The sequence below is a fragment of the Gordonia sp. (in: high G+C Gram-positive bacteria) genome (assembly GCF_049647785.1).
Lineage (GTDB): Bacteria > Actinomycetota > Actinomycetes > Mycobacteriales > Mycobacteriaceae > Gordonia.
This window is the reverse complement of sequence record NZ_JBARYI010000029.1, coordinates 64,977-87,610: the sequence shown is the minus strand read 5'-3', so window position 1 is coordinate 87,610 and position 22,634 is coordinate 64,977. Positions and strand designations below refer to the sequence as shown.

The 22,634-nt window shown below is 63.2% G+C and carries 22 protein-coding genes and 1 other RNA gene; 12 read left to right on the top strand and 11 right to left on the bottom strand.

Annotated elements, in window-relative coordinates:
- Positions 1-7 precede the first annotated feature (7 nt).
- The gene (locus WBA38_RS04555) at positions 8-715 is read right to left on the bottom strand and encodes a DsbA family protein (RefSeq protein WP_424297253.1); all 708 of its coding nucleotides are present in this window, start codon (positions 713-715) and stop codon (positions 8-10) included.
- A 71-nt stretch (positions 716-786) separates the two neighbouring features.
- On the opposite strand from WBA38_RS04555, the gene WBA38_RS04550 reads away from it, so the two are divergent.
- Complete coding sequence (locus WBA38_RS04550) at positions 787-1,221, top strand: hypothetical protein (protein WP_424297251.1); 435 nt, start codon at positions 787-789, stop codon at positions 1,219-1,221.
- Between the two features lie 8 nt (positions 1,222-1,229).
- Here the strand turns inward: WBA38_RS04550 and WBA38_RS04545 are convergent, their stop codons facing one another.
- Both WBA38_RS04545 and WBA38_RS04540 read right to left on the bottom strand, forming a co-directional pair.
- On the bottom strand, positions 1,230-2,597 hold the full coding sequence (locus WBA38_RS04545) for an MBL fold metallo-hydrolase RNA specificity domain-containing protein (protein WP_424297249.1): 1,368 nt from the start codon (positions 2,595-2,597) through the stop codon (positions 1,230-1,232).
- 135 nt (positions 2,598-2,732) lie between these two features.
- Complete coding sequence (locus WBA38_RS04540) at positions 2,733-3,056, bottom strand: transglycosylase family protein (protein ID WP_424297248.1); 324 nt, start codon at positions 3,054-3,056, stop codon at positions 2,733-2,735.
- A gap of 271 nt (positions 3,057-3,327) precedes the next feature.
- On the opposite strand from WBA38_RS04540, the gene WBA38_RS04535 reads away from it, so the two are divergent.
- Complete coding sequence (locus WBA38_RS04535) at positions 3,328-5,208, top strand: propionyl-CoA synthetase (protein ID WP_424322190.1); 1,881 nt, start codon at positions 3,328-3,330, stop codon at positions 5,206-5,208.
- A 197-nt stretch (positions 5,209-5,405) separates the two neighbouring features.
- Here WBA38_RS04535 and WBA38_RS04530 read toward each other — a convergent pair whose 3' ends face one another.
- From WBA38_RS04530 to WBA38_RS04505, 6 genes are all read right to left on the bottom strand, one after another.
- Entirely contained in the window at positions 5,406-7,040 is a 1,635-nt protein-coding gene (locus tag WBA38_RS04530) for a lipase family protein (protein ID WP_424322220.1), read from the bottom strand.
- 121 nt (positions 7,041-7,161) lie between these two features.
- On the bottom strand, positions 7,162-8,907 hold the full coding sequence (locus tag WBA38_RS04525) for an alpha/beta fold hydrolase (protein WP_424322189.1): 1,746 nt from the start codon (positions 8,905-8,907) through the stop codon (positions 7,162-7,164).
- Positions 8,908-8,932: 25 nt separating this feature from the next.
- Positions 8,933-9,556 (bottom strand): TetR/AcrR family transcriptional regulator, encoded by a 624-nt coding sequence (locus WBA38_RS04520; RefSeq protein ID WP_424293792.1) that lies wholly within the window; start codon positions 9,554-9,556, stop codon positions 8,933-8,935.
- A gap of 46 nt (positions 9,557-9,602) precedes the next feature.
- Positions 9,603-11,003, bottom strand: a complete 1,401-nt coding sequence (locus tag WBA38_RS04515) for a lipase family protein (RefSeq protein WP_424322219.1) — start codon at positions 11,001-11,003, stop codon at positions 9,603-9,605.
- Positions 11,004-11,327: 324 nt separating this feature from the next.
- Positions 11,328-12,545, bottom strand: a complete 1,218-nt coding sequence (locus WBA38_RS04510) for an acyl-CoA dehydrogenase family protein (protein WP_424293711.1) — start codon at positions 12,543-12,545, stop codon at positions 11,328-11,330.
- A 26-nt stretch (positions 12,546-12,571) separates the two neighbouring features.
- A complete protein-coding gene (locus WBA38_RS04505) occupies positions 12,572-13,939 on the bottom strand; it encodes an acyl-CoA dehydrogenase family protein (RefSeq protein WP_424293712.1) in 1,368 nt (455 codons plus the stop codon).
- Between the two features lie 156 nt (positions 13,940-14,095).
- On the opposite strand from WBA38_RS04505, the gene WBA38_RS04500 reads away from it, so the two are divergent.
- Positions 14,096-14,755: an MBL fold metallo-hydrolase gene (locus WBA38_RS04500; RefSeq protein ID WP_424293713.1), complete on the top strand. Its 660-nt coding sequence runs from the start codon at positions 14,096-14,098 to the stop codon at positions 14,753-14,755.
- A 130-nt stretch (positions 14,756-14,885) separates the two neighbouring features.
- Here WBA38_RS04500 and WBA38_RS04495 read toward each other — a convergent pair whose 3' ends face one another.
- Positions 14,886-15,236 (bottom strand): VOC family protein, encoded by a 351-nt coding sequence (locus WBA38_RS04495; protein WP_424322188.1) that lies wholly within the window; start codon positions 15,234-15,236, stop codon positions 14,886-14,888.
- A gap of 10 nt (positions 15,237-15,246) precedes the next feature.
- Complete coding sequence (gene hisN / locus WBA38_RS04490) at positions 15,247-16,026, bottom strand: histidinol-phosphatase (RefSeq protein WP_424322218.1); 780 nt, start codon at positions 16,024-16,026, stop codon at positions 15,247-15,249.
- A gap of 69 nt (positions 16,027-16,095) precedes the next feature.
- On the opposite strand from hisN, the gene WBA38_RS04485 reads away from it, so the two are divergent.
- The 9 genes from WBA38_RS04485 (at position 16,096) to WBA38_RS04445 (ending at position 22,567) form a co-directional block, all read left to right on the top strand.
- Positions 16,096-16,446 carry a hypothetical protein gene (locus tag WBA38_RS04485; protein WP_424294191.1) on the top strand — a complete coding sequence of 117 codons (351 nt, stop codon included), beginning with the start codon at positions 16,096-16,098 and terminating at the stop codon, positions 16,444-16,446.
- Between the two features lie 56 nt (positions 16,447-16,502).
- On the top strand, positions 16,503-17,615 hold the full coding sequence (gene prfB, locus WBA38_RS04480) for a peptide chain release factor 2 (RefSeq protein ID WP_424322187.1): 1,113 nt from the start codon (positions 16,503-16,505) through the stop codon (positions 17,613-17,615).
- 52 nt (positions 17,616-17,667) lie between these two features.
- On the top strand, positions 17,668-18,567 hold the full coding sequence (locus WBA38_RS04475) for a mechanosensitive ion channel family protein (protein ID WP_424294189.1): 900 nt from the start codon (positions 17,668-17,670) through the stop codon (positions 18,565-18,567).
- Between the two features lie 73 nt (positions 18,568-18,640).
- Positions 18,641-19,018: a hypothetical protein gene (locus WBA38_RS04470; protein ID WP_424294188.1), complete on the top strand. Its 378-nt coding sequence runs from the start codon at positions 18,641-18,643 to the stop codon at positions 19,016-19,018.
- Positions 19,019-19,046: 28 nt separating this feature from the next.
- Positions 19,047-19,733 carry a cell division ATP-binding protein FtsE gene (ftsE, locus tag WBA38_RS04465; protein ID WP_424294187.1) on the top strand — a complete coding sequence of 229 codons (687 nt, stop codon included), beginning with the start codon at positions 19,047-19,049 and terminating at the stop codon, positions 19,731-19,733.
- A gap of 38 nt (positions 19,734-19,771) precedes the next feature.
- On the top strand, positions 19,772-20,677 hold the full coding sequence (gene ftsX, locus WBA38_RS04460) for a permease-like cell division protein FtsX (protein WP_424294186.1): 906 nt from the start codon (positions 19,772-19,774) through the stop codon (positions 20,675-20,677).
- 43 nt (positions 20,678-20,720) lie between these two features.
- The gene (smpB, locus tag WBA38_RS04455; protein WP_424294185.1) at positions 20,721-21,194 is read left to right on the top strand and encodes an SsrA-binding protein SmpB; all 474 of its coding nucleotides are present in this window, start codon (positions 20,721-20,723) and stop codon (positions 21,192-21,194) included.
- A gap of 111 nt (positions 21,195-21,305) precedes the next feature.
- Positions 21,306-21,678, top strand: a transfer-messenger RNA (tmRNA) gene (ssrA, locus tag WBA38_RS04450).
- A 130-nt stretch (positions 21,679-21,808) separates the two neighbouring features.
- The gene (locus WBA38_RS04445) at positions 21,809-22,567 is read left to right on the top strand and encodes a TIGR04222 domain-containing membrane protein (protein WP_424322185.1); all 759 of its coding nucleotides are present in this window, start codon (positions 21,809-21,811) and stop codon (positions 22,565-22,567) included.
- Positions 22,568-22,634 lie beyond the last annotated feature (67 nt).

The window sequence follows — 22,634 nt, the reverse complement described above, 5'->3', positions numbered from 1 at the left end:
GTCGCCGCTAGTTTCCGGAAGCGTCGAGCACGCTGTCGATTTTGTCGGTAAAGACGCTGGTCGGCTGCGCACCAAGAATCGGTTGGTTCGCCAGGATGAAAGCCGGTGTCGAGACGGTACCGGCGGTAAAACCGTCGCTCGCCTTGTCACGAATAGCTGACAGCACCCGTCGTGAACCGTAATCGGTCTTGAATCGTTCGACGTCGAGTCCGGCCTGGCTTGCCAGGTCGGCCAAGGCGTCGTCGTTCAACTGGTTCTTGGGGCGATGCTTGCCCTCCGGGAACAGGAGGGCGTGATACTCGCGGAGTTTGCCCTGCAAGCCGGCCGAATAGGCGGCGCGGGCAGCCTGCTCGGATTCGGCACCGAAGATGTTCATTTCGCGGAACTCAATGCGGAGCTTGCCGTCGTCGACGTATTTCAGGAGCTCTGGGAGGGTCTCATGTGACCACTTGGCGCAATACTGGCACTGGAAATCACTGAAGACGACGAGCCCGACGGGCGCATCAACGTCGCCAAGGGCCATCGGGTCTTCCGGGTCGCGGTGCTCCCACTCTGATTGTTCGACCGCAGCAAAGCCGTGGTCGGACTGTTGCTTGGCGGCTTCCTCCTTGTCCGATGCCTGGAAGAGGACGAACGCAACCGCAGCAATGCCCACGATGACGGCGACCAATGGCACGAGACGAGAAGAGCGCATCCAAGTTTGTTGGGGGGCCATGACTGCACCGTAGCAACGGTCCGCCGTAGACAGCCAAAGCCGACGGTGCGCGAACTGTTAGGTTCTGACTCATGACATTGTCGCTCGCGACCCAAGTCGGAATGATCGCAGCCGGCCTCATTTTTCTTTGGGCCTTGCTCCTCGGAGTGTGGAAGTACTGGCAGATCATGCACAGTGCGACGGGGCAGGCGCACATCTACGTCGACATCGCCCACCGGGCAGCCCTGATGTACTCCTTCGCAACCGCGATGCTCGCAATTTTTGTGCAGTTCAGTGCCTGGCCCAGTGTCGTGAATGTCACCGCTCTGGTCATCGTGGTGGCGTTCTTCGTCAGCGCGATCGCCGCGTACTGCCTTCACGGATACAAGCAAGACACCACGAACCAATTCCATCCGACATCGCCAGCCCTATCGGCGTCGATGGTGGCGCTGATCATCGCCGAAATCGGCGGCAGCGCGGTGATCATCGTCGGATTTATCGTCGAACAAGCCCGCACCTGGGGATAGACCGACGCCTAGGGCAGTTCGAAGAGTTGGTTCTGGTGCGGAACCACCGCGGGCCAGCCGAGATCGTGGTCAAGTCGGTGACGGAGGGACTCTGACGCATTGGGTTCGCCATGCACCAAGAATGTCCGCTTGGGTGGATGAGCGAAGCCGCGCATCCACCGGATGAGTTCGTCCGCGTCGGCGTGCGCCGACAGCATGTGCAGATTTTCGATCCGTGCGGAAACTGGAATCCACTCGCCATACAACTTGAGGTAGCGGGCACCGTCGGCCAACGACCGTCCCCGGGTTCCCACCGCCTGGTAGCCGACCAGCACGATGGTGTTCTGCGAGCCGGGTGCGAACGCCGCGAGGTGGTGGAGGACGCGCCCACCGGTCGCCATCCCGCTGGCCGACAGCACGACCTTCGGTTTGCGATCGGCGGAAATGGCCTTCGACGCTTCGGGGTCGCGGACGTAGGTGGCGATGGAAAACATGTCATCGGTGTGGGCGACGTCAAGGCGATGCGCGGCCGGGTGTGTGCGCATCAGTTCGCCCGCGTTGATCGCCATGGGGCTATCGACGTAAATCGGCACATTGGGCAATTTGCCTGCGCGTTTCAGCGTCCACAGGTAGTACAGAATCATCTGCGTCCGGCCGACTGCGAAAGCCGGGATGACGACTGTCCCGCCGCGGTCGGTGGTCGCAGTAATGATGCGGCCCAGTTCGATGGCTGGGTCGGCTGCGTCGCGGAGACGGTCGCCATAGGTGGATTCGCATACGAGGTAGTCGGCGCTCGGAATGGGTTCCGGGTTGTACATGAGGGGATCGTCGTACCGGCCAAGGTCGCCGCTGAAGGCGACGGTGACCCCGCCCCACTCGATTTCCAGTGTCGCTGCACCGAGTATGTGCCCGGCACCGCGGTATAGGGCGCGAACGTCACGGATGGGTGCGAACGACTTTCCGGCTGCGCGCGTGTGGATCTGGCTGAGGGTTTGCTCCACGTCGGCGACGTCGTACAGCGCTCTGGCGGGGGAATGCTTGGTGGACTTGTGCTTGTTGGCGAGCATCGCTTCGCGTTCTTGCAGGTGAGCGGAGTCGCGCAGGATGATCTCGGCGACGTCGCGGGTCGCCGGGGTCATGAATATGGGACCGCGGAAGCCGTCGCGGATTAGCCGAGGTAGGTAACCGGTGTGGTCGAGATGCGCGTGCGTGATGACGACGGCGTCCACGGCAGTCGCGTCGATGGGGAGCGGACGCCAGTTGGCTTCGCGGAGATTCTTAATGCCTTGGAACAGTCCACAGTCGACGAGAATTGTCGCGCCGTCGCGCTGCAGGAGATGTTTGGACCCGGTGACGGTGCCCGCAGCACCGAGACTCGTAAACGAGAGCGTCGACATGATTGGCCTGACCTTCTCCCACTCGTGCTGGTTGTCCTTCGACCATAGGTCAAGCAAGAAGCATGCGGTCTAGACAGCGTTGAACCCGGCCGCGCCGTGCGCGACCGGGTTCAACCAACGAACTAGTTTTGGTGCTTACAGGTAGGCACCGCAGGTAGGCCATGCGCCTGCGCCCTGGGTAACAAGGACGTTCTCGGCAATGCGGATCTGCTCTTCGCGCGAAGCGTTCGCAGCGTTGCCGGTACCGCCATTGGCTTCCCAGGTGCTCTGCGAGAACTGCAGGCCGCCGTAGTAGCCGTTGCCGGTGTTGATGGACCAGTCGCCGCCCGACTCGCACTGTGCGACAGCATCCCAGTTGTGGCCGGCGTCAGCCGAGGCGACACCTGCGGCGAGGGTCAGCGGGGCAATGGCGATGGCGCCAGCGATAGCGGTACGTGCAGCAAGCTTGGTGAAGCTCATAAATCAATTCCTCCTGGGGCGCGGCTGGCGTAAATTCATGCCGCGTTCGTGGACTGAAGTGACAGTACTGGCTGCAAAACCCGAGGTCACGCCGAAAAAATGTGGCTGCCATCACATCGGGCCGACAATTGCAGGCGTGTAATTTGGGAGTATCGCCTGGTCGCCGCGCAAACGGGCTGTTATCGATCCGTGACCAAAAATTTAGTGAATGTGAGCGGTTCCACGCTCAAAAAGTGATGGCCATCACCGATGGATTAGTACCGTGGCGTGCATGGCCAACTACGCAGACGCCTTTGCGCGCAGTATTGACGACCCCGATGGCTTCTGGCTTGAAGCGGCCTCCGCGATCGACTGGATGACCCCACCCACGAAGGCACTCGACGATTCCGCTCCGCCCATTTACCGATGGTTCCCGGACGGCACCCTCAATACCTCCAGCAATGCCCTTGACCGCCACGTCGCCGCCGGCCGTGGCGACCGTGACGCCCTTATTTGGGATTCGGCGATGGTCGGCGAGAAGCGCACCTATACCTATGCGCAATTGCTTGATGAGGTCTCCCGGTTCGCCGGTGTGCTGGCGGGGCAGGGCGTCTCCAAGGGTGACCGCGTCATTATCTATATGCCGATGATTCCCGAAGCGGCGATCGCCATGCTCGCCTGCGCCCGCCTCGGCGCGGTGCACTCGGTGGTGTTTGGTGGATTCGCTGCCCCCGAACTTGCCACGCGCATCGACGACGCCGCTCCCGTTGCCATCGTCACCGCATCCGGTGGTCTGGAACCGGGGCGCACCGTCGAATACCTGCCGATGGTTCGCGATGCGCTGGGACTGTCGGAAATGGCGCCGAGCACGGTGATCGTTAAAGACCGCCCGCAAGTTAGTGGATCGGCCACGGACTTCGGCTGGCTCGACTGGGATCAACAGATGGCGACCGCCGAACCGGCCGACGCCGTCGAAGTGGCAGCCACCGATCCGCTGTACATCCTCTACACGTCCGGCACCACGGGTAAGCCGAAGGGCGTGGTCCGCGACAACGGTGGTCATGCCGTGGCGCTGGCGTGGTCGATGCGGTACGTCTACGACGTCTCGCCCGAGGACGTGTGGTGGACGGCGTCCGACGTCGGCTGGGTGGTCGGACACTCTTACATCGTCTACGGTCCGCTACTGCTGGGCGCGACCACCGTGATGTACGAAGGTAAGCCCGTCGGAACCCCTGACGCTGGCGCGTTTTGGCGCGTTATTGCCGAGCACGGGGTATCGGCACTGTTCACCGCACCCACCGCGATCCGCGCGATTCGAAAGGCCGACCCCGAGGCCGCAGAACTCGCGAACTACGACATGTCGAAGTTCACGACGTTGTTCGCTGCGGGAGAGCGCCTCGATCCGGACACCTTCGCCTGGGCGTCGGCCAAGCTTGGCGTCCCGGTCGTCGACCACTGGTGGCAGACCGAGACCGGGTGGGCCATCGTGGCGAACCTGCGTGGCCTGGAACCCATGCCGCTCAAGCCTGGTACCGCGACTGTCCCCGTACCCGGCTTCAACGTGCAGGTTGTCGACGCCGACGGCAAGCAGGTCGCGGCGACGGCCGAAGGCAACATCGTCGTGAAGCTGCCGTTGCCTCCGGGCACCCTGGCTGGCCTGTGGCAGGACGAAGCCCGCTTCCGGTCGTCGTATCTGCAAGCATTTCCCGGCTACTACCTGACCGGCGACTCCGGGTACATCGATGAGGACGGCTACGTGTTCGTCCTCGGGCGGTCGGACGACGTGATCAACGTTGCCGGTCACCGACTGTCCACGGGAAGTATCGAAGCGGTCGTCGCCGCGCACCCGGACGTTGCCGAGTGCGCCGTCATCGGCATCCACGATGACCTCAAGGGGCAGCGCCCGAGCGGCTACGTGGTTCTGAAAGCGGGCGCAAACATCTCCGACGACGCCCTTCGCGCCGACCTCGTCAAATTGGTGCGCGACGAGATTGGTGCCGTCGCGACATTCCGCGACGTGACCGTCGTGCAGGGGTTGCCGAAGACTCGGTCGGGAAAGATCCTCCGCAAGACGATGCGTCAGATCGTCGACGGCGAAGAGTATTCCGTCCCGTCAACCATCGAAGACAAGTCCGTCCTCGACGCACTCGTGGAGCAACTCGGCCAGGAATAGGTGCGGCGCGCGTCGTCGTACGGCGTACTCCGGGCTGCCGGGCGCCCAAATCTCCTCATTTCTGTCACATCTGCGAGTTTTGCGTCTGCCTAACCATCACCGATTGACCCGATCGGTGATGGTTAGTGCCGAATCGTGACAGAAATGCGCGACGAGCGGAGCGAGGAGGCGGGCATGAAAATGGGTGAGGGCGGTGCTCACTTCAGGCGGTCGCGGGTCCAGTCGATGAGGGGCGTGATGGCCGGTGAGTCGCTGGCGACCATGGCCGGGTGGTCGATACCGGGGTAGGTGCGATAGTCGACGGGGGTGCCTACGGCGCGCAACTGGTTGACGTAGCCCGTTTGTGCCCTCTCGGCGATGAACTGGTCGTCGCCGCCCTGGAGAATCAGCAGTGGTGTGGTCGAGGTGCCGACGGGCGTGTTCTCGGCCAGACGACGGCCCATCGGGCCGGTATCGAGATCCTGCGAGTACGGATTGGTGCCGACCGCAATGGACTGCGTTAAGGCTGTCGCGAATCCCGGCGCGGTGCGGCACTTGTCCTGCAGGGCCTCCATTGGCAGTCGGGCCTGGAGACGCAGGTAGCGATCGGGATCCACATCGGGGTAGACGTGCGAATAGGCGTCCAGGAGGTAGGCACCGAACGCTGCGGTGCCGCGCGCGGACGGCAAATTGTGGGCGATCGCCCGCAAATCCGATGCGGGTGCCAAGGCAGCGACTCCCGACAGTGGGACGTCCGGAGCGTAACTCGGTGCCGTTAAATCCGTCCAGAGCGCGGCATGCCCGCCCTGCGAGTAACCCCAAACTACGGTCTCGTTCGCCAACGAGAGGCCGTCGACCGAGCGAGCCGCACGTACGGCGTCGAGCGTGGACCGTGCCTCATCTTCGCCGATCAGATAAGGGTGTGGGCCCTGGGTGCCCAGTCCGATGTAATCCGGGGCGACGACCGCCCAGCCTTCGTCGATCGCCCGCGACAACGCAGGCATGGCGCCGGCGGTAAACGGCTTCTCCAGCAACGACGGCGCACATCCTGCGGCAGTGCCGGTGGTTCCATGCGCCCACGCGATGACCGGGTGTGCGGTGCCCGGCTCACCCGATGGGGCAACCACAATCCCACTGGCCAGGGCCGGGTGATCGCCGCGTCGAGTGGTGTAGAGGATCCGCCAGGCCTTGCTGCCTTTACCGATCTCGCGGTTGAACGGTTCCACCCGAAGGAGCGTTCCCGGGGGTCCTTCGGCCGCACCCTCGTAGAAGTTGTCGGCCACGGGAGTGCCCTGACGTGTCTGAAAGCTGACCGCCGCGAGCGGGACTGCTACGACAACCGCGAGCAGGGCGGCAGCAATGCGGGGGACAGGTGTGGGAGAAAGTAGCGGACTTCGACTAAACACCGAAACGGCCGTGGCGACGGCGTACCAGATCAGCGCGATCCCGATTGCCAGCGCCACTGCGAAGATGCTGACGCCCGGCGTGGCATAGGCGACGTACGACAGAGCCAAAGCTGCGATGCCGATCAGACCGTCCGCTACGCGCGGACTGCCGGTCCCGCGAACACCGTCGACGAGGCGCGAGACCGCGAAAGTCGCGAGGCCCGCGGTGGTTGCGGCACTGATTCCGAACGACGTGAGGCCCGGCCAGATTGCCTCGATCATTCCGCACGCGATCATGATGTAACCGCATGCCGTGGAGAAGGTGCTGTGCTGATCTCGATCGCGGATGATCTCAATGACGCCACCGAGAATGAGGGCAAGGCCCAAGGTAACGGCGAACCAGGTGAGCGAGTCAAACGGCCGCAGAATCAGCACGATCCCGATGAGGAACGATGCTGCCGCGAGCAGCGCACGGCGGACCCGATATGGGGCATTACCCGATACTAGGGTTGGGCCATTTCCCGTCCGCGGTTCGTTTCCAGATTGACATTGATCAGACGACGAACTGATTCAATTCCGGGGATCGTTGTCACCGAGCGGATGGGCAATTCGGTGTGGTGGGCGCCCCGTCGAACCGAGCCTGCGTCCACGACAACAGGTCGGGAACGGCGGGGGAGTCGTCCTCGATCAGCGTCATATGCCCCAGCCCCGGATACGTTCGATACTCCACATTGCTGCCGGTTGCACACTGGTCGGCCACGAAAGAATTCTGGGAACCCGGGCTAATCACCTCGTCAGACAAGCCCTGACTGATGAGCGTCGGATACGGGAGTTTGGCGCTGGGTGTGTTCTCAGCGAGCCGCACCCCAAGCGGTCCCGAAGTGGGCGGCTGGGAGTAGAAGTTCTTGCCGAGGAGCAAGGCTTCGGCGAGTGACACCGGTAGGGCCTTCGACGACAGGCAGCGCGAGGCCATTCCGCGGATCGGCAGTCGTGCCTGGACCTTCACATAATCGGCGTACGAGACGTCTGGATAGGCCTGTGCGTAGCTTTCCAGAACATACGACGCGAGTAGCGAACCACCAGCCATCGTCTCCATCCCCACCGCAAGGTCCTGCAGGTTCGCCGCGGGTGCTTGCGCGGCGGTGCCGATAATCGTCACTTCGGGGGCATACGACGGTGCCAGCAACTCGGTCCACAGCGCGGCATGCCCACCTTGCGAATGGCCCCACACCACAGTCTGATTGCTGAGGGTCAGATCGGGGAGCGACCTGGCTGCGCGGACGGAGTCGAGAACCGATCGCGCTTCACCCTCACCAATCACATACGGCGACGGACCCTTCGTTCCCAATCCGATGTAGTCGGCAGCAACCAGGGCCCACCCGTTAGCGATCACCTGCTTCAGGCCGGGAATGTGACCGAATGGTTCGGCCATCATGGACGGCGCGCAATTCTCGGCGACGCCCGTGGTGCCGTGGGCCCACGCGATCACCGGTCGCGGGCCCGACTTGGCCGGTGCAGTGTCGGGAATCAGCACGGTGCCGCTCGCGAGTGCCGGTGAGTTGCCGCGCATCGTCGAATAGAGAATCCGCCAAGCGCGGGCACCGGTCGGTGTGCCCTGGGTCGATGGTTCGACCCGCAGCAGGGTTCCCGGTGCAGTATTGGTGGGGAGATCGGCCTGGTAGAAGGGTCCGGGGACCGGTGCGGTGCCGCGAACGACGAAGGTCGCGATAGCCAGTGGCACCGTGATTGCGACGGCCACGAGGGCGGCGACGGTGCCGAGGAAGGTACGCCAGCGACTGACCGAGTCGGCAGCCTCGACCATCTTGCGGCGATTACGAACCACGCGAATCAGTTCGGCCCCGCCGCGCCAGATAAGTGCAACACCGACGGCTTGCACAGTGAGGAACACGCTGACGCCCGGCCACGACAGGGCCAGGACCGCCGCGGCGATCGCCGCCACACCCATAAGGACATCGACCCACCAGGCGTGCGCACCCCGCGCGGCGCGGAGCCACCGACCAATGCCCCAAACACCCAACGCAATGGTGGCGGCGACGGCGATTCCGAAGATCGAGAGACCCCGCCATGCCAGCAGCACCACGCCGACGATGGGGAGCGCCACCGCGACTGCGAGACGCACGGGATTTCGGCGAAGCTCGGCATCCATCAGGTCAAGGACGCCGACAACGATCAGCGCAATGGCCAGGATGGCGGCCATCCACGGAATGCTGGGGAAGGGCCTCAGGAGGAGGAGTGCTCCCAACGCGATTGCGAGGATCGCGAGAACGCCGAGTTCAATCCGGCGCCTGGGCGAAATCCCTTGGGGAGCAGTCATGGCCAAAGCCTAGAGGGAAGCCACCCTAACCAAGTACGCCTCGGTGCAAAAGGGTGCGCATGGCGCGCAGAGTGTCGTCGCTGGTGAGTTCCGGTGAATTCGACTGCGCGACAGTAATTGTGTTGACCGCGCCGATAAACCCGGTCCACAGAAGGGGGTCGGCCGGTTCGGTGATCAAGCCGCGGTCGATGCCGATGGATGCGACCGCGGACAACAGATCTGCCCACCGGGTCCGACGCTCGGCGCGGTAACGTTCAAACTCGGCGCTCACGCCGACTACTTCCACGAAACACAGTCGCGTCCGCCGCGGATCGGCCGCGAAGTGTTCCACGAAGACACTGATACCCGCGTCGAGCACCTCGTCAAGGTTGCCGCCCGCCTCGAACGCGGCGGTGACAGCGGCCTCCACCTTGGTCGACGCGGCATCCTCGATCTGGTCGTAAATAGTGCGTAGCAACGACTCTCGATCGTCGAACTCCACGTAAAACTGACGCGATGACAGCGAGGCATGTTTGCAGACGGTGGCGACCGACGTCGCCGCGAAACCGGCCGTGCCAAACAGTGCGAGTCCGGATTCGCAGAAGCGACGACGGCGGTCGAGCCGCCGATCTTCGATCGACTGCCCCCGGTACAGCCTCGGTTCGCTCACCCCTCAACATTAACCGTGGGCGACCGAGACCAACCGGGGACGCCCGCTATCGTCCCGCGCCCAAGGCCTTACCGAAGAGTCCGGCGAGGTTGGTGCCGATGGTGGCGGAGAACGTCGGCCACCACTGTGCGTCGGAGGCCATCGTCAACTCATCGCGCGTGGTGCAACCGGCTTTGGCTGGCTTGCCGTCCAGTCGATCCTTGAGCCATAGAAACGCCATCGGTGCGCCCGAGATCTCGCCAATGAGATGCTCCGACAAGTGATCTCGCGTGTAGGTGACTTGAGCTTCCGGATTGCGGCAGTACGTCTTCACCAGGGTGTCGACCTGATGGATGGGCACGATCTCGTCGAGCGACGAGTTCCAGATGTACATCGGCATATCGGGCAGGGACTTACCCATCTTGGTGTCGTTCAATAGGCGTTTGACCGCCGGTGCGCGGAGGGCACCACCCGGCCACTGGATGAACCCGAGATTGTTCATGAACGGGAAGGTCATCGACTGGTACTGCACGCAGAGCGGAGCTTTGAGTGCCATGACGGCCTTGCCCACCGGGTTGACGTGTCGGTTGGTGAAGTCGCGGAAATAGTCGTACTCGCGGGTCAGGCCGACAACGGCACCGAACACCAGGCCGCTGGTCGCGCCGTTCTGGGCAGCCAGCAGGAGTTCCTTTAGGTCGGCGGGAACGCCGCCCTCGGCCGCACCGACGATGTTCAGTTCCGGTGCGTAACTCTTCTTGAGTTCGGCCGCGTGGCCGGTAACGATGGCGCCGCCCGAGTAGCCGTAGAGGCCGATCGGGGATGCTTCGGTGATGCTCGACGGGGCAAACGCTTTGACTGCGCGCAGGCTGTCGAGAGTGATCCGTGCCCCGAGCGGGCCTGCCGCGTAGGCGTGATTGGGGCCCTCGTGGTCGGGCAGGACCACCGCGTAGCCCTGGTCGAGGAAACCTTGCGCAATCAACAGTTCGGCGGGAGCAACCACCTGTCCGAGGAGCGAACTCGCGTTGAACTGCTGCACCGCGTACGACACCGAGCAGTGGCCGGCGGTCGAGTCCTCGGCAATCTGCATGGAGATCACCTTGCGGGCACCACCGCGCTTCATGTCTTTGGTGGTGCCGCGCGGCTTCAGCACGGTGGTGACTGCCGGAATTGCGCGGCCCTGGGTGTCGGTGGAGCGGAACGTGAGTTGCCATGCGTCGACATTGATCGGCACCAAGCCGAAGTTGGCTGGAGTGATCTTCCGTGCCCGCAAGATTTCGCCGGGCTTGGCGGCGGCGACCTTTGCTGCAGACGGTCGGTAGAAGTCTCGATCGAGTTCTGATGGGAGCGGTAGCAGTGGCGCGGGTGCGACCTTCACGGCCGGGTTGGCGCTGGCCGGTGCAACGATCAGCGCTGGTGCCGCGGTGATGGCGACGAGCGCGCTCAGTGCGGCGGCCGCATAGCAACGAATTCTCACGGATTCCCCTTTTTGTCCTCACACATCCATCCGGCCCTAACTCCCGGTGTGAAATGACTTCATTTCACAAGATGGATTGAGACTACCGTCTCAGTAGTGCTGATCACAATCCCGACCGAAAAGTTGATCCGATCGCGACCGCCACTTCCGCTTTTCTGTCACAATTCGGCCAAAGCGTCACGACACGCCACGATCGGTGATGGAACGGTCGGAAGTCGGCGTGTCGATGTGACAGAAAAGCGCCGGTCAAATGAAGAAAAATCGGGGCCGAGAGTTCCCGTGAACTCTCGGCCCCGATGCCTTACCGTCGCTGCTCGACTACTTCAGTTCTGAGCTGCTCTTGCCCAAGATGCGGCGCGCAATGATCAGCTGCTGGATCTGCTGGGTGCCCTCGAAAATGTCGAGAATCTTCGAGTCGCGAGCCCACTTCTCCAACAGTGAGTGCTCCGAGTAACCCGCCGTCGACGCCAGTTCCACGGCCTTGTTCGACACGTCGGTGCCGGTGCGTCCGGCCTTGGCCTTCGACATCGACGCTTCCAGTGAGTTTGGCTGCTTGTTGTCGGCCATCCATGCCGCGCGCAGCGCCAGCAGGTACGAAGCCTCGTAGTCGGCCTCCATACGGATGAACTCGGCAACAGCGGCAGGCTGATCGGAAGTCGGCCGATCGTAGTCGATTTCCAGTCCGGCGCCTTCGAGGACGGCGCGCAGTTCTTCGAGTACGGCGCGGCTCAAGCCCACAGCCATCGCAGCCACCATGGGGCGGGTGTTATCGAAGGTCTGCATCACGCCGCCGAAGCCCTTTTTGACGTCGACTTCCGGCGAACCGAGGAGGTTCTTGGCCGGAATGCGGCAGTCTTCAAAGCGAATGACGGCGGTGTCGGAGGCCCGGATGCCGAGCTTGTGCTCAAGCCGAGCAATCGTGACGCCCGGATGGGTGCGCGGCACCACGAAGCTCTTGATCGCGGCGCGACCGAGGCTGCGGTCCACCGATGCCCACACCACGATGTGGCTGGCACGACTGCCAGCGGTCACGAAGATCTTTTCGCCGTTGAGGACGTATTCGTCTCCGTCGCGGATCGCGGTGGTGGTGACGGCGGCCGAGTCCGAACCGAAGCTCGGTTCGGTGATAGCCATCGACGCCCAGACCTCGCCGCCGAAGCTTTCGATCTGCTCGTCTGTTGCGACCGCAGCGATCGCAGCGTTGCCGAGTCCCTGATACGGGATCGACAGCATCAGTCCGACGTCGCCGTACGACGCCCACATCGCATTGAGGACCGACTGCATGTTGCCGCCGTTGGCGACGTAGCCTTCCGGACGCTCCTTGGTGTCACCGCGGCCACCGGCCGCGCCGGCACCGGCCTGACCTGCGGCGGCGAGACCGTTGTAGAGGCTCGCCAGCGTGTCGAGCTCCACCGGGTAGCTGTGCTCGGCAAGGTCGTACTTGCGCGAGATCGGCCGGAAGATCTGCAGCGCGGCGTCGCGGGCCTGCTCGATGGTGCTGTGCAGTTTGGTGGGCAGTTCGAGATTAATTGCCATTTCAGACTCCTTGGACTGGCTCGTCGTCAGAGGACGACGATGCCCTCGCCGATGCCTGCGCCACGCAGGTCGCGGTACCAACGCTCAACCGGGTGTTCCTTGGTGAAGCCGTGTCCACCGAGGAGTTGCACGCCGTCGAGCCCGATCTGCAGGCCCTTGTCGATGGTGAGCTTGCGGGCGAGTGCCGCCTCGCGGGCGAACGACAGTCCCTGCTCGGCGCGGGATGCGCCGCGGAGCGTCACCAGGCGGAGGCCGTCGAGTTCGGTGGCGATGTTGGCGACCATGAAGGCCACGGCCTGCCGGTTCGAGATCGGCTCACCAAAGGCTTCGCGCTCGTTGACGTAGGGAACCACGTAATCGAGCATGGCCTTGCCGGTGCCTGCGGCCAGTGCGGACCAGCCAAGGCGCGACAGGCGAACCACGTCGCGGTAGGCGGCGAAAGACTCGTCAGCGTCGCCTTCGCCCAGGACTGCGGAGGCGGGGACCGCCACGTCGTTCAACAGCAGGCGACCCATGCCTGCGGCGCGCAGACCCATGCCGGGGTCAGCTTCGACGACCAAGCCTTCGGAGTTCGATTCGACGATGAACAGCGCCGGGCGGCCGTCGAGCTGGGCGCCGATGATGAACAGTTCGGCGCTTGCGGCGGCGGGGACAAACGATTTGACGCCCGAGAGGCGGTAGCCGCTGGGAACGCGCTTGGCCTTTGTCTGCAGGTCGAAGGCGTCGAACAGGGGGCGGGGCTCGGCGATGACGACGGCCGACGTCGGTACATTCTCGCCGGCGAAGTCGGGCAGGTAGGTGCGCTGCTGCGCGTCGCTGCCGAAGTTGGTGAGGGTGGTGGCTACGCCGCTGGGGGCGAGCAACGGCAGGGCCAGGCCCATGTCGCCGTATGCCATGGCCTCGGCGACGAGCGCGTTGGTGACAACGCCGCGATCGGTCGCGGCACCGTCGAAGGCCTCCGGCACATTGATCATTGTGATGCCGAGTTCTGCCGAACGCTTCAGGATGTCTTCGGGAGCGGTTGCCGCTGCGTCTGCGTCGTAGGCTGCCGGGCGCAGGATCTCGGTGGAGAACTCCTTGACGGTCTCGGCGATCATCGCCTGCTCTTCGTCAGGATTCAGGTTGAAGAAGCCCTTGGATGGCGTCGCTGGGCGTTGCGGCTTTCCGGTGCTGGAGACCTGGGTGAAGGCGCGGTTTGCGGCGCCAAGGGTCTTGAAGCCGGTCTTGGTGGCTTCGTATGCAACACGGTTGATCGGCTCGCGGAGCTTGTACTTCTCGGCGAGGGGGGAGCCGGTGATCGTGGTCAGTACCCGCATGGCGGTACCGATGGCGCTGCGCTTGTGCGGCTGCGCACCGACGGACGAGGTGTCGCGGGGTTCGGTATTAGTGGTCATTTCCTCACCAGTTCTCGAAGTTTCTTCGGCTCGGAGTTGGGCCCTGGAGCGGTGGTGCGGTGCACCGCCGACACGCGTTATTACTCCGTAGTAAGAACGAACCTTACTCCTCGGTAAGAAGCTTGTCACGTGGGAGCGCGAACTATTGTGGATGTCATGGTCGTCACACACTTTGGACACTCCTGCGTACTGCTTGAAAACGACGGCACGCGAATCCTGTTCGATCCGGGCACCTTCTCCAACGGCTTCGAGGATTTGCGTGATCTCGACGCCATTCTCATCACTCACCAGCATCCTGATCACGCGGATCCGGCACGACTGCCCGCGCTGGTGGCGGCTAATCCCGGCGCCGTTCGGTACGCCGATCCGCAGACCGCGAAGCAGTTTGCCGAGCGGACCGACGTCGGTAGGTGGGAGGTGATGGCACCGGGTGCGTCGGTCACGATTGGCGCGCTGACCGTTCGCGGCACCGGTGGCCGACACGCGGTGATTCATCCGGAGCTACCGGTTATCGACAACACCGCTTACGTGGTGGATACGGCCGATCGGACGGGTGCCTTTATGCATCCCGGTGACAGTCTCTATATTCCGTTTGAACGCATCGATGTGCTGGCACTCCCGGCGGCCGCCCCGTGGCTCAAGCTGAGCGAGCCCGTCGACTATCTCCGCGCCGTCAACCCCCGAGTCGCGTTCCCGATCCACCAGGCGGTGCTGTCGGACGCCGGTCGCACGATCCACAATGCCCGGATCAGCGAGATGTCCCCGGCGGGGACGAGTTTCGTCGTACTTGACGAAGGCACCGCGACCGACCTGTAGGCACCAAGCACCCCCGCCGCCGTCGTTCCCGCATGATGCGTTAATTCCCGCACTATGTCAGACGTAGTGCGGGAATCAACGCATCATGCGAGAACGGCAGGGCGGGGGTGCGGGGCGGGGGATCTGCTGACTACTTCGGGAGGGGGCTGTAGAAGACGAGGCCGTTGCCCTTGTTGTCGTAGACGACGGCACGACGTTCGTGGGCGTCGTTGTAAGCCTGAGTGACGATGCCGCCGCCGTTGGCCTCGACCGCTTTCGCTGCGGCGTCGACATCGTCGGTCTTGATACCGACGACAACCTGGCCGTGAATGGGATGGTCGACGGAAGTGGCAAGCGCGACGGTGATGGCACCGCCGTCAAGGGCCGCGAAATGGGCGCCGTCGCGGAACTTCAGCGGCATCCCGAGCGTGCCGCTGTAAAACTCGATCGACTCGTCGAGGTTGTCGGTCGAGAGGATAATCATCTTCACTTCGTTGCTCATGAACCGGACATTACTCCCGGCTTAGCGACTTGAGAACCCGTTCGTGCAGTAGTGAATTCGTTGCGACGGCACTGCCGCCCGACGGGCCGACAGCGCCCTCGAGCGAGGTGAACGTGCCGCCAGCTTCGCGAACCAGAATGTCGAGCGGTGCCAAATCCCACAGCGACACTTCCGGCTCCGCCGCGATGTCGACCGCGCCCTCGGCGACGAGGCAGTAGTTGAAGAAGTCGCCGTACCCGCGGACCCGCCACACGGCGTCGGTGAGGGCGATCAGTTCGTCACGGATACCGCGGTCGGCCCAGCCGGAAAGGCTGGAGAACGCCAGCGATGCCGAGTCGAGGTTGCCGACCTTCGAGACGGAAATCGGCCTCGGGTCGGAACCGTTCGCGGTCGCGAACGCTCCGAGCCCCTCGGCGGCCCACCACCGTCGAGCCAAGGCAGGCGCGCTAATGACACCGACTGTCGGGACACCGTCAACGAGGAGCGCGATCAACGTCGCCCACACCGGAACGCCGCGCACAAAGTTTTTGGTGCCGTCGATCGGATCGATCACCCATTGGCGACCAGCGAGAACGGCGTCGCCGCCAAACTCTTCGCCGAGGACCGCATCGTCGGGGCGCGCAGCGGCAATCTGCTCGCGGATCAGCCGTTCGGTCGCCAAATCGGCGTCGGAGACCGGCGTCAGATCAGGTTTGGAGTCGACCTGCAGGTCGAGCGCACCGAACCGCGACAGCGTGAGGGCGTCGGCGGCGTCGGCCAAGTCGAGAGCAAGCTGCAAGTCCGGATTCATAGCCACAATGTTCGACGCTATCACCGCGACGGCCACCTCCCCGGCGTCGGCAACGGTAGGCTCCCAGGCATGCCTTGGTGGATTTCTGTGGTGTTCATTCTCCTTATCCTGACGACGCTCGCCGCGATGTTCATGCAGCGGAGCGGTCGCCGAATGTTCGGCGGTCAGGGGGCTGGCGGCGACGGATATGTGCAGGGCACGCTCACCGTGACCGGTGTTGGCAGGCTTAACGAGCCCGACAAAAACGGTCGTCGATACTGCACCTTGAGCGGCACCATCATCGGCCCGGAGATCAACCCCACCGAGGTGTATGGCACCCAAATCCTGGCAACCAATGTTCAGACGCCCACCGTTGGCGCCGACCTTCCGGTGATGTACCGCCCCGGCAAGGTCGATTCCACCTGGTCGTTCACCGCGTAGCTGGTCACTGCCGCATTGAGGTTCGTGCCGGGTGGCAGAGGGTAACCTGGTTTCTCGTGCACCCAGATGTCTCTGCTGATCTCGAATCGCTCAACACCACCCTCACCACCGTTGAGAAGGTGATGGACCTCGATGAGCTGCGTCGCCACATCGACGAACTGGAGATGCAGGCCTCCGACCCCGAGTTGTGGAACAACCAAGACCACGCTCAGCAGGTCACATCCCAGCTCTCGCATGCGCAGGCGGAGTTCCGTCGCGTCACCGAATTGCGTTCGCGGCTCGACGACCTGCCGATTCTCTACGAGTTGGCGGAGGCCGAAGAAGGTGACTCGGCTGCCGCGGCGATCGAAGACGCCGAGGCCGAACGCACCGAACTGCGCAGCGACATTGAGGCGATGGAAGTCAAGACGATGCTCGGCGGCGAATACGACCAGCGTGAGGCGCTGATCAATATTCGGTCCGGTGCCGGTGGCGTCGACGCCGCAGACTGGGCGCAGATGCTGATGCGCATGTACATCCGGTGGGCCGAGAAGCACGGGCACGGTGTCGAGATCTACGACACGTCCTATGCCGAAGAAGCCGGCCTCAAGTCGGCAACGTTCGCGGTCAAGGCGCCGTACATGTACGGCACCCTCTCGGTTGAGCAGGGCACACACCGTCTCGTCCGGATCTCTCCGTTCGACAATCAAGGCCGCCGCCAGACGTCGTTCGCCGAAGTTGAAGTGCTGCCCGTCGTTGAGACCACCGACCACATCGACATCGACGAGAACGACCTCCGCGTCGACGTGTACCGCTCGTCAGGTCCCGGCGGCCAGTCGGTCAACACCACCGACTCCGCCGTGCGCCTGACTCACGTCCCGACCGGCATCGTCGTGACCTGCCAGAATGAGAAAAGTCAGCTGCAGAACAAGGTTGCCGCCATGCGCGTGCTCCAGGCCAAGCTGCTAGAACGCAAGCGACTGGAAGAGCGCGCCCAGATGGATGCGCTCAAGAGTGACACCGGCTCCAGCTGGGGCAACCAGATGCGGTCGTACGTGCTGCACCCCTACCAAATGGTGAAGGATCTCCGCACCAACGTGGAAAGCAACAACCCCTCGTCGGTGCTCGACGGAGATCTCGACCAGTTCATCGAGGCGGGTATCCGCTGGCGGATGGACGAGGGCGAGTGATCGTATCGACACTCCGACATATTTAGTCGACGAGCTCGGCCTGCCGGGCTGGATGCGGTCGTGGGAGAAGTGGCTGGCTGTCGATTTCGTCGACATCATGCTGTGGGTCGTCGGCGCACTGCTGGTTGTTCGGTTTTTCCGATGGCTCGCGAACCGCTACAGCAAGCACATCCTCCGACAGTTTGAGTCGAGCGACGACATCGTCCAGTCCGAGGACATGAAGCACCGGCGGGCGCTCGTCGAAGTGATCACGTGGACATTGGTGGCGTTGACCGTAGTGATTGCGGGTCTGCACGTGTTGGGGACGTGGGTTCCCGGCAGCAGTTTGGTCGGCCTCAGTGCCGTCGTGGGTGCCGCCCTCGGTTTTGGCGCACAGCGGGTGGTCCAGGACCTGCTGGCGGGCTTCTTCATCATCGCCGAGCATCAGTACGGCTACGGTGACGTCGTGAATCTGACGGTGACCGGTGGGCTTGCCGCCGAGGGCACCGTCGAAGATGTGACGCTGCGCGTGACGCGCCTCCGGAACTCCGAAGGTGAACTGATCATTGTGCCGAACGGGCAAATGATCAAGGCCACCAACCTGTCGAAGGATTGGGCGCGGGCGGTCGTCGATGTGCCGGTTCCGCTCGATGCCGACATCAACGAGGTCAATGCGGCCCTGCGTGAAGTCGGCCAGGCGTTCTACGAGAAGAAGGAGTGGAATCGACTCCTCTTGGACGCCCCGACCCCGCTGGGTATTACGAAACTTGAACTGGAATCGGCGACCGTCCGCATGGTGGCGCGCACGCTCCCCGGGCAGCAGTTCGCGATTGGTCGCGCCCTGCGCGGCGACATTATCGCGGGCTTGGCCAGTCACGGAATTTTCGTAACGAGCGCCCAGGCTCAGGGCGTTACGCGCACTGCCGCTGAAATGGCAGGCGAACCTGGTGGCGGGGTGAACCTTGACGGGTGAAAATGCAACGACGGGGGCTGGCGTCCAGGAGAATGATCCGCTCGACACGCCCGAGTCGAAATTATCTCGCTTGATGTCGCGGATGCAGCACGTGTATCGGACCCGTGTCCGCACGACTACCGTCGTGCTGGTCATTGTGTGGCTGGCGCTGTTGGCGTTCTACGGGTTCAGTAGCCAGCATTACGAACCGACCCGCAACTCGCCGGGACAGGTAACTCAGACACCGCAAGTACAGCCGACCAGGACGACTGTCCCGCAGACAACCACACCCACGACCACCAGCGCTCCGGAGTCATCGACAACCGACGGTCGGGGCTCGGCGTCGACTAGCGTCGACGAGTCTGTTGCCCCGACGTCGGGTCCGGCGACAGGTCAGCGTCATCAGGCACCGGAAACCACGACGGTGGCACCGCAGCAGTCCACGCAGGTGCCGGAGAGCGTCGGAGGATAGGGCGGGGCGGTCAGTACACTTGGCTAACGTGATCACCCTGACGAATGTGACGATGCAGTACAAGGCGTCCTCTCGACCCGCGTTGGACGATCTGTCCGTGGAAGTGGACAGAGGCGAGTTCGCATTTCTGATCGGCCCTTCCGGCTCCGGTAAGTCCACGTTTTTTCGGCTCCTGCTGAAAGAAGACAAGCCGACCGCCGGTGACGTCTTCGTTGGCGACATGCATGTCAACAAGTTGCGAAACCGGGACGTCCCGAAGTTGCGCCAGTCCATCGGTTGCGTCTTCCAGGACTTCAGACTGCTGCAGCAGAAGACGGTTGCCGACAATGTGGCTTTCGCTCTCGAAGTGATCGGTAAGCCGTCTTCGACGATCCGCGAGGTGGTGCCACAGACCCTCGAATATGTGGGTTTGGAGGGCAAAGCCGATCGGATGCCTCGGGAATTGTCGGGTGGCGAGATGCAGCGGGTGGCGATCGCACGCGCCATCGTGAATCGTCCGGCCTTACTGCTCGCGGATGAGCCGACCGGCAACTTGGACCCGGAGACCAGCGAAGAGATCGTCGAAGTGCTCGACCGGGTTAACCGCGGCGGTACGACCGTCGTCATGGCCACCCACGACCGCTCCATCGTCGATGCGATGCGGCGCCGCGTTCTCGAATTCGACAACGGCAGACTCGTCCGCAACGACGAGCACGGCGTTTACGGAATCGGCTAGGCACGCAGAGAACTCGACGAGACGAAACAGGGCAACACATGCGCTTGAACTTCATCATCGGCGAAGTCCTCAACGGATTCCGCCGCAACCTCACCATGACCGTCGCCATGGTCTTGACGACCGCAATCACGCTCGGCATGTTTGGCGGCGGACTGCTGGTGATTCAAATGGCTAACAAGAGCCAGAACATCTTCCTCGACCGCGTCGAGATGCAGTTCTTCATCAATGACGCTGTCACCGCGAAGGACCCCAACTGCTTGGAAGCGCCGTGCACCACCTTGCGCGCCGATCTGGAGTCCGAACCCGGCGTCGCGTCGGTGACGTTCATCAGCCAGGATCAGGCGTTCAAAACGGCTAAGGCATCCTGGGAGAAGGAATCGCCGGAACTGGCCGACTTCATCCGCAAGGAGGCCTACCAGGGCGCATTGCGCGTCAAGATGGCTGACTCGGACCGGTTCGGTGCGGTCCTCGACAAGTTCTCGCGCGCCGAGGGCGTCGATGGGGTGTTGGATCAGCGGGATTTGGTGAAACGTATCTTTAGCGTGCTCGACGGCGCGCGCAACGCGGCGTTTGCAATAGCTGCGGTACTGGCGGTCGCCGCGATCTTGCTGATCGTCAACACCGTGCAGATTGCCGCGTATACGAGACGAACGGAAGTCTCGATCATGAGGTTGGTTGGTGCCACCCGCTGGTATACGCAGTTACCGTTCTTGCTGGAGGCGGTGATCGCGGCCCTTGCCGGCGCGCTGCTCGCGATCGGTGGGCTGTTCTTGGCGAAGGTTTTCTTCTTCGACAAAGCCCTCGCGGACCTTTACGGTGTGAACATCTTGGCGCGCATCACGTCGGCTGACGTGTGGTTTGTGTCGCCGTGGCTGATCCTGGGCGGCATTGTCCTCGCCGGTGTCACCAGCTACGGCACGCTGCGCGTCTACGTTCGGGAGTAAATTCACCCCGAGCTTTTGTCACTAGTGGATTTGGAGGTCTGCCGTGCCCAGGGAAAAGGGTAAGTCGGTAATTGCGACGAACCGAAAGGCTCGGCACAACTACACGATCCTCGAGACATTCGAGGCAGGCATGGTGCTGCAGGGCACCGAAGTGAAAGCCCTGCGTGATGGGAAGGCGTCACTGGTGGACGCATTCGCAACGATCGACGATGGCGAAGTGTGGCTCAACGCCGTGCACATTGCCGAATACGGCAGCGGAACGTGGACGAACCATCCGCCGCGCCGCAAGCGCAAACTGCTGATGCACCGTCGCGAGATCGATGGCCTGATCGGCAAGTTGCGGGACGGCAACATGACGCTGGTGCCGCTGTCGATGTATTTCTCCGACGGTTACGCGAAAGTCGAGCTCGCCCTCGCCAAGGGCAAGCAGGACCACGACAAGCGCCGTGACATCGCCGAACGCACTGCCAAACGCGAAGTCGAACGCATCGTCGGACGGCGCGTCAAGGGGATGTAAAGCCCCTGCGCCGCAGGGCCGATTAATCTCCCGACGGATATCGGGATGATTCTGTCGGTGGTGTTGGTTAGTATTAGATGTCCGGCAAAGAAATTTGGCGGGCACCACCTAGGGGCCGATCGGTTTCGACTACGTGCATCGAGGTGGGGGAAGCGTGTCGGTGCAGGCTAGAGACCACCGTAAGCGTCGCAGCAACCAATTAAGCGCCGATTCCAATCAGCGCGACTACGCCCTCGCTGCCTAAGCACCGAGGCTAGTCTGTCGGCCCGGATCTAAGTTCCCGGAACCGGATGCCGGCATCAGCTAGGGGACTTACTATCGTCGCCGGTCGCGGACGACGCTAGGACACCTAACAGCGACTGGGATCGTCATCCCGGCTTGTTCGCGAGCCCGGGAGATCCAAGTAGAGACACAGCGGACTGCACACGGAGAAGCCCCACCAAAGTGACGGAGGACCCGGGTTCAATTCCCGGCGGCTCCACGAAAACCTCCCACCTGAGAAACTCAGGTGGGAGGTTTTTCATTGAGATGAGACGCGAACTCCGTTGTGCCAAGGCGTGGTTCACGATCGGCAAGACGGTGCCCGGCGGTTGTGGCAAGGTGATGCGATGGGCATGGTCGGGAACCCAGAATTCTTCTATTGGCTCAGCGTCATCGTCGTCGTGATTGCAGCCTTGGCCTTCGCGTGGCGCAAGTACCTACTGTGGCGAAAACGCGAGATCGAACCGGGCCGCGAGCTCACCCCCACCGAAGTCGGATGCCTGTATGGGCATCGGCGGGCCGCTGCTGTCGCGCTGCTATGGCTCGACGAATCCGTGGACGACCGAGGCCGTCGCTCCGCGGACACGGTCAATGGTGACGCGTACACCGCGCATGTAGCCCGACGCGGCAAGTCGCTCACGGCACCGACAGTCGAGGCCGTCCGCGAAGCTACCGGCGACCGACTCGACGAGATGACCGATTACCTCATCTCGCGGCGCCTTCTCGCCAGCAGGCACGACCGTCGGCTCGCGCTCGCACCGCTTCTGGCGACGGCGGTGGTGCTGTCGGTGCTGACCGTTGCGGTCGTGATCAACGGTGGCGGCGTGAGTGCGCTCATCCCGTTCGCGTTGGCGGTGGGAATGGTCGCGGCGGCGCTGGTGATTCGGGCACGCTTCGGGCGGACACGGGCTGGGGACACCTATCTGGCACGACTTTCGGAGGCATACCAACCAGAACTGGTCTCCGATCCGCGGGCTTGGGCGTATGCGGTGGCGATTCATGGGCCAGCTGCGCTGGGAACCAATACCGGAGACCACGGCCGATGGCATCTCTCGTCTGTCGATGCCCTCCGGACCGACGACTACCGCAGACAACCGGTCGCGAGCGCTTAGAAAGCAAAAGCGCCGCGTCCGAAACCGGACGCGGCGCTGGTAAAGCCGAGGGACTATGCGACCCCGG

What these genes read in the sequence shown, in the direction of transcription:
- WBA38_RS04535 (WP_424322190.1), top strand. Translation starts at nt 3,328, where the DNA reads ATGGCCAACTACGCAGACGCCTTTGCGCGCAGTATTGACGACCCCGAT.
- WBA38_RS04445 (WP_424322185.1), top strand. Translation starts at nt 21,809, where the DNA reads ATGGTCGGGAACCCAGAATTCTTCTATTGGCTCAGCGTCATCGTCGTC.
- WBA38_RS04495 (WP_424322188.1), bottom strand. Translation starts at nt 15,236, where the DNA reads ATGAGCAACGAAGTGAAGATGATTATCCTCTCGACCGACAACCTCGAC.
- ftsX (WP_424294186.1), top strand. Translation starts at nt 19,772, where the DNA reads ATGCGCTTGAACTTCATCATCGGCGAAGTCCTCAACGGATTCCGCCGC.
- hisN (WP_424322218.1), bottom strand. Translation starts at nt 16,026, where the DNA reads ATGAATCCGGACTTGCAGCTTGCTCTCGACTTGGCCGACGCCGCCGAC.
- WBA38_RS04505 (WP_424293712.1), bottom strand. Translation starts at nt 13,939, where the DNA reads ATGACCACTAATACCGAACCCCGCGACACCTCGTCCGTCGGTGCGCAG.
- WBA38_RS04510 (WP_424293711.1), bottom strand. Translation starts at nt 12,545, where the DNA reads ATGGCAATTAATCTCGAACTGCCCACCAAACTGCACAGCACCATCGAG.
- WBA38_RS04525 (WP_424322189.1), bottom strand. Translation starts at nt 8,907, where the DNA reads ATGACTGCTCCCCAAGGGATTTCGCCCAGGCGCCGGATTGAACTCGGC.
- WBA38_RS04540 (WP_424297248.1), bottom strand. Translation starts at nt 3,056, where the DNA reads ATGAGCTTCACCAAGCTTGCTGCACGTACCGCTATCGCTGGCGCCATC.
- WBA38_RS04500 (WP_424293713.1), top strand. Translation starts at nt 14,096, where the DNA reads ATGGTCGTCACACACTTTGGACACTCCTGCGTACTGCTTGAAAACGAC.
- WBA38_RS04545 (WP_424297249.1), bottom strand. Translation starts at nt 2,597, where the DNA reads ATGTCGACGCTCTCGTTTACGAGTCTCGGTGCTGCGGGCACCGTCACC.
- WBA38_RS04550 (WP_424297251.1), top strand. Translation starts at nt 787, where the DNA reads ATGACATTGTCGCTCGCGACCCAAGTCGGAATGATCGCAGCCGGCCTC.
- WBA38_RS04470 (WP_424294188.1), top strand. Translation starts at nt 18,641, where the DNA reads ATGTCGCGGATGCAGCACGTGTATCGGACCCGTGTCCGCACGACTACC.
- WBA38_RS04485 (WP_424294191.1), top strand. Translation starts at nt 16,096, where the DNA reads ATGCCTTGGTGGATTTCTGTGGTGTTCATTCTCCTTATCCTGACGACG.
- WBA38_RS04555 (WP_424297253.1), bottom strand. Translation starts at nt 715, where the DNA reads ATGGCCCCCCAACAAACTTGGATGCGCTCTTCTCGTCTCGTGCCATTG.
- WBA38_RS04475 (WP_424294189.1), top strand. Translation starts at nt 17,668, where the DNA reads ATGCGGTCGTGGGAGAAGTGGCTGGCTGTCGATTTCGTCGACATCATG.